General features: G+C 44.4%; 4 protein-coding genes and 2 pseudogenes. 3 read left to right on the forward strand and 3 right to left on the reverse strand.

Annotation, left to right across the window (positions count from 1 at the left end; genetic code table 11):
- Positions 1–31: 31 nt before the first annotated feature.
- Together JG770_RS03425 and JG770_RS03430 are read right to left on the reverse strand one after the other, a co-directional pair.
- Complete coding sequence (locus tag JG770_RS03425; protein WP_291955233.1) at positions 32–3,559, reverse strand: glycosidase; 3,528 nt, start codon at positions 3,557–3,559, stop codon at positions 32–34.
- A gap of 30 nt (positions 3,560–3,589) precedes the next feature.
- Positions 3,590–3,799: a ferredoxin gene (locus JG770_RS03430; protein ID WP_291955236.1), complete on the reverse strand. Its 210-nt coding sequence runs from the start codon at positions 3,797–3,799 to the stop codon at positions 3,590–3,592.
- Positions 3,800–3,931: 132 nt separating this feature from the next.
- Here JG770_RS03430 and JG770_RS03435 point away from each other — a divergent pair, with 132 nt between their 5' ends.
- The 3 genes and pseudogenes from JG770_RS03435 (at position 3,932) to spoIID (ending at position 7,019) form a co-directional block, all read left to right on the forward strand.
- Positions 3,932–4,666: a YwmB family TATA-box binding protein gene (locus tag JG770_RS03435; protein WP_291955238.1), complete on the forward strand. Its 735-nt coding sequence runs from the start codon at positions 3,932–3,934 to the stop codon at positions 4,664–4,666.
- A 153-nt stretch (positions 4,667–4,819) separates the two neighbouring features.
- Positions 4,820–5,948 (forward strand): annotated as a pseudogene (murA, locus tag JG770_RS03440) (UDP-N-acetylglucosamine 1-carboxyvinyltransferase).
- A gap of 36 nt (positions 5,949–5,984) precedes the next feature.
- Entirely contained in the window at positions 5,985–7,019 is a 1,035-nt protein-coding gene (gene spoIID / locus JG770_RS03445) for a stage II sporulation protein D (protein ID WP_291955239.1), read from the forward strand.
- 11 nt (positions 7,020–7,030) lie between these two features.
- Here the strand turns inward: spoIID and JG770_RS03450 are convergent.
- A pseudogene (locus JG770_RS03450) lies at positions 7,031–7,853 on the reverse strand (hypothetical protein); the annotation flags it as partial.

Raw genomic sequence — 7,853 nt, forward strand, 5'->3', positions numbered from 1 at the left:
CACCGGCTTGAGCTTTCATACATGAAAGCATTTAGCCCATGCCTATTAGCGGCCCTACGCGTCCGACGGCGGCGCATAATACGGTGTCGGCAGCCCCGTAATAAACGATGATCTCATCGTTTACATCCAATACTTCCTTATCTTGCATGGGAACTGCTCCGCATGTGAAGACTACGTTGGGTACCCAGCTCTTGCCGACCTCGCCTTTTTCATAACCGTCTTCAGGGGAGAGTATAGGATTGGGCGAGCGATAGATGACGTGTGAAGGGTCGTCTATATCGACCAACAGCGTTCCCAGCCTATATACCAGATTTGTATCTATGCCGTGATATATCAGCAGCCATCCGTATTTTGTTTTTATAGGCGGAGCTCCGGCTCCTATCTTTCTGGCATCCCACATGAGGCCGGAACGCGGTCCGGCTACTATGCGATGTCCTTCGCGCGGCCATGGGCAATACGGAGTGGGAGAATAGGATAACCATATGCTAGGCTCGGTACGATGATATATAGCATAGCCGTATTTTGTTTTCTCGGGAAATATTATGGCATCTTTATCTGCAAATCTGGGGAATGCCATACCGTGACGTTGCCATGCGTCGGCTTTGCCGGATATGAAATCATCTATGCTTATGGAAGCGGTGGCTATTTGAGCTATTACACCGTCGTAAGCCGTATACGTCATGTATATCTGTTCATCTATGATGGTTAGCCGTGGATCCTCGCAGCCGCGTTGTTCTTCAGGCAATATGGGATAGAATACAGGATGTGATAGACGTTCCAGCACCTTGAATCCATCCGTTACAGCCAGGCCCAAACGCGATATGCCATCGCTTCCCACCGCCCTGTATAAGAGATATACGCTGTTTTTTATGCGCAGAGCAGCAGCATTTAAGGTGTAGCGAGATTCCCAATCGTTATCAGCCGACGGCATGAGTACGGGATTGCCGTTATAGCGTGTAAGCTGCGCGGCCGGCGGCTGAGGCATATATATACCCCTGCGCGCCGTGGTCATGTCGGTTTCGTCGCCAGAGTTGATATCGAATAAAACCTCCGATATATCTTTGCCGGTTTCTCCACGGCCGGCCATTTCGATTATACAGTCTATAATAGAAGAAGGTTGCATATTTAACGCGCGGCATATCTCCTGCAATAATTCGTGAGTAAAAGCATCCCTTTCCACATGCAGCGTTGTCGGCGAGGGTATATTTTTACCTCCTTTGAAACTATAGCTTGACCATGTCCAAGCCGAGCATGGCATGAAAGTTGCGTCGGGCAGTGTTATGCCCAATCTATACCCGTCGGCTATGCTCTCTAAAATATCGGCTGAAGTTTTATCCTGCAATTTACCGGCCATATAAGCTATGCCGGATGCTACATCGATCTGATGCCAGTCCTCCATTATGTTAAAGGCTGATAATAAATCCTTTCCGTGCGGGGCAAGGATGGAATTTATTATCTTTTTACCAAACTTTCTTCGCTCATCGGCAAAATGTGACCATATATATGACCAATGCGTCAATTCTACCATATGCTTGCACAATCGGATAAAATAACGCAGCCGCGGGAAAAGCCCGCCGGTACCGCTTGGTATACAGCAGGCCAATACTCTGCCCGCCAATTTATTTACGAAGGTATACTTAAGCGTCGGGCATTCGTTCGATTTAACGGCCAGCATTTTTATATCGTTCCATGCAAAATATTCGGGCCTGACATTTTGTTTTATCCATTCGGATATGGATGCAAATAATTGCTCATCGGTCAATGAAGCCAAAGCCATGGCATCAGCAGGTTCCATATCATGTAGCAGCTCGGCTACGGTATCGTAGCCTCTATTTACCATAAGATTTATAGGAGGGAACATCTCTAAAAGTTGCTTTATTATGTCGCTTTTAAGTGTGAAAACTTTATTGTGCGGGAAGGAAGCCATTATTGAATCCATGAAGGATTGTAAGGTATCTGTGGCATATATATCGCCGGTTATGCAAGATGGTATAACAGTTTCTTCCATTCGCTGCATCAGATCGGCTATGCCTTTGCCTATCTGCTGCGAATCGGCTATTTGAGATATATTGAGACGTTTACTTGCCCAATTGCAAAATCGATCTGAATAATTATGCAGGAGATTCTGATATATGATTATGGTATTGGCGCTGCGGTTCTGTTTGTATTGTATCTCATGCGGCAGTATTATGGGCATATTGGGTATAAACTCCATATAATTTATGCGCGGCAGCAGCGGCAGCCTTCTGGACTGGATTTGTTTCCAACCTTTTATAAATTCGTCCTTGTATCTTACAAAAGCGGCAGTTTGAAGCTGTTTGGAGCGTTCTGCCACCATGGCGGCGATCTCCAGATGTTCCGGCGAGGCTATAGTTTCCATCTGTTGAAGGCGGTTAGCCAAATAACCACTGTAAAGTACCATATAAGACGAAATTACTTCGTCGGGGGACAACGTTCCGCCTCGCTGATATGCCAGTATAATATCATATGTAACCCGGGCCCACAAATCCTCATCCCATGTGAAGTTAGCCGATTCGGACATAGATAACCGCTCCACTTGTTCGTGAAGTCTCTCAGGCAGTATATGAGGCCAGATATTACGATAACGCATAAAGTTGTTTCTGAATGTTCGCAATATATCGTCGGATTTTGCCGTAGGCCGGACAAACCATTGTCCGTCACCGAATCCATAGCTATCCGGATGTTCTATAAACAAATGGGAGGTTTTCCAGATATCTTCATCATGTTTTATGCGTTCAAACAGGGTTATAACGGTATCGCGCAGTATGGCATCGCTTTCATAAAGCATAGGCTTATCCGGTCGCCATCCCAATCTGACGCTGCATATGTTGCTGTGCGATGTGGCGAATATGCATGCCGTTATGGTATCTATGCCATAACCCGACATGTTGGCATGCCATGTTTCTTCCATCTGTCGAACCAATTCGTCTACTATGTCGCAGGTTGCGGCCCATACACCGCTTATGGGGTCGTCTGTGTCGAATCCGTATAATGCGGCTATGATCGGTTTAACTATATAGAACGATATGGCATTGTCAGGATAATTTCTCTGGAAAGAGGCTATGGCTATATCGTAGTTTCCATAACGTATAGGCTCGAACATCATCTTTATCCATTCAGGATGGCTTTCTGCGGTATTTTTTTGTGTTGGCCGCACAAGGTCGTCTTCGAACATCAATACATCGGCTCGATACATTCGAGCTATTTCCAGTATGGCACGTACTTGCCATCCCTTGCCCGATAATTCTTCAGGCATAACAAAGGACACTATTGCTGTATTGTCATTAGGTTTATCGCCTATCGATTTTATTATATCTTCATCATCATAAGCTCCGACGCAAACTATGATGCAGTTTGAATCGCTGTAGTACTTTTTTAAGCCGTTTATAGCACCGGATATTATAGAGCATACCGATTCTTTCTGCCTGTGAAACGGTATGCCTACCACAATGTCTATAGGCTTGTTTTTATCTGATACTATATATTGCTGAGATATGATGTTATTCAATAATTGTTCTGCCGGAAAACTGGACTCCATCTAGCAGTATAACCTCCTCGGTAAAATATATTATTTACGGCTAAACGCGGCACGCTCAACCAAAATGGCCTCGGTCGGGCATTGATCCGCAGCCTCATCAACGGTATCTTCCAATCCTTCGGGGATTTCATCCACTATGACATGGGAAAGGCCGTCATCATCCCAATCGAATACTTCGGGGCATATATCTATACATACGCCGCAACTTATGCATAATTCCGGATCAACGCTTGCCTTCATACTATCACGCCTTTCTGATGCGAATATTATGTTAGTAGTGTATCAAAAACTCAACGCTTAAATTCATGACAGTATAAAACGCCGTCTCATGGCAATACTTCATTATATACGCTATGGTTGGAGGAGAACGCAATGCGCAACATTATTTTTGCGGCAATCGCACTGCTCATGACGCTTATTATGGCAGGTTATGCGCCTGTAAATACATCATGGGCCGATGATGTCGCACAAACGCAAAGAGCATTTATGAATATGGATATAATGCCAGAAGTTTATAGTATCAATGCGTGGATTAACGTAAATAATAAGGGACGCGGGGATACAAACCTCAAGGAGTTGGGCAATGACGTGGCAATGGCGGTAGGCATCATGAAAACGCCTTATAGATACAATGCCGCAGATGATGGGGCACAACATTGGATAAATATATACAGCGGTAATGTATCCGTATCGGTCAAAATGCCAAATGGGGCTGACGATGCGCAAACTTATATAACCGTAAATGCCAGCGGCGACATCCAAAACGCTGAATTGGAGGATATTGTAGAATCTATAGAAAAAGGACTGAAGCAATACAGCGAAGATATTCATATGAGCCTTGCGCTGAAAGGGCATATTAAAGGCGAGGCTAGACAACAAACGCTCGATAGATTGAATGGCGTTGCTTTTGAAACGTTGAATGCACAATATGTGGAGGGCATAAAATCCGAAAAGCTGAGCAGTACGACCGCTTATAGTCCTTCTATAAAGCATTATGTCGATATAAAGGGACGCAAAGCCAATATGCAGCTTGCCGCGCGATATAATTCCTATGATGACCGTACTGACGTATGGTTGGGTATGCCGCTTATTACAGTAGAGTATTGAATTGACATACTCACACGAATAAACTCGTAGGATCCTGGTTCATCTTTGAAAAGGTGGGATTTCTCAGCGGTAGATCGTAACCTAAGGCATGATAATAACGTATAATGATTAGTGGGTTTAAAACTTGCAATAAAGTTTGGGAGGCATCGAGAAGTGGAGGATGCGTTCGTTATTCATAAGAGTCAGCCTTTGAAAGGCAAAATAAAGATAAACGGTTCCAAGAATGCTGTCCTGCCTATTATGGCAGCGTCATTGCTGTCATCGGGCCGCAGCATCATAGAGGGCGTACCTCTGCTGGATGATATGCGCGTTATGATGAAAATGCTGCAGCACTTTGGAGCGCGCTTAAAATTATCCGGCAGCGTACTTTATATAGATATGGGGGACCTGGTCAGTTATCAGGCCCCCTATGAATTGATTAAAAAGATGCGGGCGTCGTTTTTGGTAATGGGACCTATACTTGCTCGTCTAGGCAGGATAAGGATATCCATGCCGGGAGGATGTGCCATAGGTGCCAGGCCTATTGACTTACATCTTAAAGGATTAGCTACGATGGGAGCTGAGATAAGCAACGATAAAGGATTTATAGAAGCCAGGGCCGATCAATTAAAGGGTGCTAAAATATATTTGGATTTCCCCAGCGTGGGAGCTACCGAAAATATTATGATGGCCGCCACATTGGCTGACGGTTGTACTGTTATATCCAATGCCGCTGAAGAACCGGAGATAGTAGATCTGGCTAATTTCCTCAACGCTATGGGAGCATGCGTTACAGGCGCCGGTACCGATACTATAAAGATAGAAGGCGTCAAAGAACTTAGAGGAACGAAACATTGTGTAATACCTGATCGCATAGAAGCTTGCACATTTATGGTAGCCGCTGCTATTACCGGCGGAGATATTATAATAGATAATGTAATATCGGAGCATATAATGGCGGTTCAAGCCAAACTCGAAGAGATGGGTGTGCAGATAATAGAGCATGAGGATAGCATACGCGTTGTAGGGAATCGTGCCTATAAACCCGTAGACATAAAAACGTTGCCATATCCGGGGTTTCCTACCGATATGCAGGCTCAGATGATGAGTCAAAGCCACTGATTTGCGCGCCGGAGCTGCGCTCATATTAGCCGGCCTTATAGCGGAAGACGAAACGGTGGTTACTGACATATATCACGTGGATAGGGGATATATGAATTTAGAAGATCAATTGCGCGAGCTGGGGGCAGATATAGAGCGTGTAAAAATTTCTCATGTTAAATCCGCGGTATCTATCATATAATATTAAATACCGATGATTATATGGGAGAGGATAAACTTGGGAAGAATAATGCTTTGGATCGTTGTGTTGGTCATTATTGCAACGGTCGTATTTCCGTTTATTATAGTAAATATATCTATAAACCATTTTGCGCCTGCTGAACAAGACCGAGTCGACGATGATAAAATAGGTATGTCGCTGGATGACATTCAGTCTATTAGAATAAACTTCTATAACGAGAAAGCTGGAAAGCTTGAAAATATACCTTTAGAGGAATATATCAAAGGTGTGGTGGCGGCGGAAATGCCGGCGTTGTTCGAACCGGAAGCTCTAAAGGCTCAAGCGGTGGCAGCGCGTACATATGCGGTAAATAAAATGCAAATTTTCGGCAAAGGCGGTTGCGATAAACATCCCGGAGCCGATATATGCAGTGACTCGGCGCATTGCCAGGCATGGGAATCAGTGGAGGAGCAAAAAAACAAATGGGGCATGTTAAATTATTATGTATACAGTAAAAAGATAGCCCAAGCTGTAGATGATACGGCGGGTGAGATAATTACATACGATGATCAACCTATATTACCTGCCTTTCACGCCATAAGCGGTGGTAAAACCGAAAACTCAGGTGACGTATGGTCACAAGACCTGCCATACCTGAAAAGCGTTACGAGCGCGGGAGAGGAGAGCGCACCCAAGTTTACCGCTGAAAAAAATATATCTGTTCAAAACTTTATCAGCAGTTTTAAAATACATTATCCTAATGCTAACATTAATGCAAAAAATATTAAAAGCTCAATAAGCATCTTGGATACCAGCGAGAGCGGTCGGGTTAAGGAGATAAAAGTAGGTAATATTACAATAAAAGGCACAGAATTCCGCAGCATATACGATCTTAATTCCACCAATTTCAAGATATATTTTAATGGTGACAATATAAAAATAGTAACAATAGGCTATGGCCATGGCGTGGGCATGAGTCAATACGGGGCCAATAGTATGGCTAAAAACGGCAGCACTTATCAGGAGATACTTAAACATTATTATACCGGCGTGGAGATAAAGGATATAGCCAGTGTATATGTCCAAAAGTAGTATGGCGGCTATTATAATAAGTTTTGGTTACTATCGAATGGGAGCATGAAAGGTCCGCTGATTATATCTATATCCGAATTGGACAGCGCTTCATCCAACAATGCCTGTGATATCGATATTTCTCCGAGCTTCAATGTGTTCTTTATACGGACTATGCGCACATTCTCCAGCACAGGCGCATTGCACGTCTTTATAGCAGCCTGTATAGCCTGCCGGTCGTTTTTTAGCACCATGGGCAGCTTTACCGGATTGGTTACCGTAGATGTAAGGGCATTGGGATAAGTCTGTTCCCAATCGATCTTTTCATATACGCGCCGAGTGGTTATATCCCCTGTTCCCAATCCATTGGCGTTGCCGTGGGTAGCATCGGTTAAATCCAGTATGACCATCTTGCTGACCGATGGGCCGCCGCTGGCGTACGGAGTGGGGTAACGACCGGTGATATTGGGGTCCATACCGTCGCCGCTGATGTTTTTGCCTATTTCATCTATAATAAGAACGTCGATAGGATCAAACATTATGCGAGGCATATGCGCTTTGGCTTCATCGAGCAGTTGGGGCTCTGCGTCGGAAATAATTTCGGCCGGTATGGCCATGATTTTGTATGTTTCATCATATGCATTTTCCAGTACAGCCAATCCGAACAATATGTTTGCTGCTGATAAAGCGGCTTTTGCGATGGCCGGCATGAACTGAGCCATATACTTAAAACCCAAAGCATGGCACGTTTCGGCACCTTTTTGTTTACCTAGGCCTATGGTTATCATTTTCATAAGGCCGCTTTCATAAATCCCACGAAAGGCCGTATGAGGTTTTATCCGGTTTATTATGATA

It is taken from the genome of Mahella sp., from assembly GCF_020054945.1.
Classification (GTDB): Bacteria; Bacillota; Clostridia; order Mahellales; family Mahellaceae; genus Mahella.